Origin of the sequence: Stenotrophomonas sp. HMWF023 (assembly GCF_003060985.1) — a bacterium.
In the GTDB taxonomy this organism is placed as follows: Bacteria; Pseudomonadota; Gammaproteobacteria; order Xanthomonadales; family Xanthomonadaceae; genus Stenotrophomonas; species Stenotrophomonas lactitubi.
The window spans coordinates 34,332-35,621 of sequence record NZ_QAIJ01000197.1 but is presented as its reverse complement, the minus strand read 5'-3'; the positions used below and the strand labels follow the sequence as shown (position 1 = coordinate 35,621).

Below are 1,290 nucleotides of genomic sequence, written 5' to 3'. Positions count from 1 at the left end.
CCCTGGGGGCTCGTAGGCGCCATCCATGGCGCCTGCGGTCCCGCCTGCCCCACCCACCCGGCCACGGACAGGGTCCGTGCGCGTCAGCCACGTGAATCAAGAGATGAAAATCAAAAGCAAAAGCGCGCGGCTCCGCTTTTTTGTAGTGTTGAGCCATGCTCGACTGCTTTGCTGCAGGAACAGACGACAACGATGAAGTTCAACGCACTGGCCCGTAAGGCGGCCAAAGGTCCTGCGCCGCTGGAGCATGGCGGTGCGGTCGAGGTGGAAGACCTGATCGGCTTCGTGCTGGAGCATGGCGCCGAAGGTGCGGCCGAGATTGAACGCCTGTGCGCGCTGCATGGCTGGCGCGAGGAGTGCCAGTACAACGGCGATGGCACGCATTTCGCGCCGATGGCGCCTTGGGCAAGGGCCTGTGCGGCTTTCGGCCATGGCGGCGTGGCGGCGATGCCGCCGCTGCTGGATCAGCCGCGCATGGCGACCTATGTGATCGGGGTGCTGGAAGAGGTGCGCAGCGAGGCTTCAGTTGCGGCCCTGCTGGCGTTCTGCGGACAGACCGATTTCAGCCAGGATGACCCAAGGTCAGCGCCGTGGCGGGCGTTGGCTGCGCTGAACGTGCTGCTTTCGTTCGACAAGGGTGTGGCGGTGTCTACGGATATCCGACAGACGTTGCTGCAGCGGGTGCAGCGCGCGTGGGGCCAAGCGCCGACACCGCAACGGCAGTGCCTGGCACTGTATGCCGTGCGCGGCGCACACGTGGCCGAAGCGTTGGACTGGGTGCAGTCGCTGGTGCTTGAGGATGCGGAGTTGATCGCCGCACGCAAGGCAGTGCTGAAGCACCTCAAGGGCCGGACACAGGGTTGAAGATGCCGGCCAGCGGCCGGCACTACCCTTCCGTCAGCCGGCGCAGCGGGCGCAGAGCCCGTGCACTTCCAGCGTCTGTGCCTGCGGCTGGAAGCCGAGTTCCTTGGCCCGCTTCTCCAGCTGGGTCACGATCTCGCGGTCTTCCAGCTCCACTGCGCTGTGGCAGCTGTTGCAGATCAGGAACGGCACCGAATGGGCTGCACTGCTGGGGTGGTGGCAGGCCACGAAGGCATTGACCGATTCCAGCTTGTGCACGAAGCCATTGGCCATCAGGAAATCCAGCGCGCGATACACGGTGGGCGGGGCGTCGGCGCCCACACCCTTGCCGTTGCGCACCCACTCCAGCAGCTCGTAGGCCTTGACCGGCTTGCCGGCCTCGGCGATCAGCTTGAGCACGTTGGCGCGGATCGGGGTCAGGCGCAGCCC

General features: G+C 66.0%; 2 protein-coding genes. One reads left to right on the top strand and one right to left on the bottom strand.

What is annotated here, in order from left to right; genetic code table 11:
* The first annotated feature begins 192 nt into the window (after window positions 1–192).
* A complete protein-coding gene (locus DBR20_RS10635; protein ID WP_108266155.1) occupies window positions 193–864 on the top strand; it encodes a hypothetical protein in 672 nt (223 codons plus the stop codon).
* A 33-nt stretch (window positions 865–897) separates the two neighbouring features.
* On the opposite strand, the gene DBR20_RS10630 is transcribed toward DBR20_RS10635, so the two are convergent.
* Window positions 898–1,290: Fur family transcriptional regulator (locus DBR20_RS10630; protein ID WP_258223296.1), on the bottom strand; the 393-nt coding region annotated here is incomplete at its 5' end.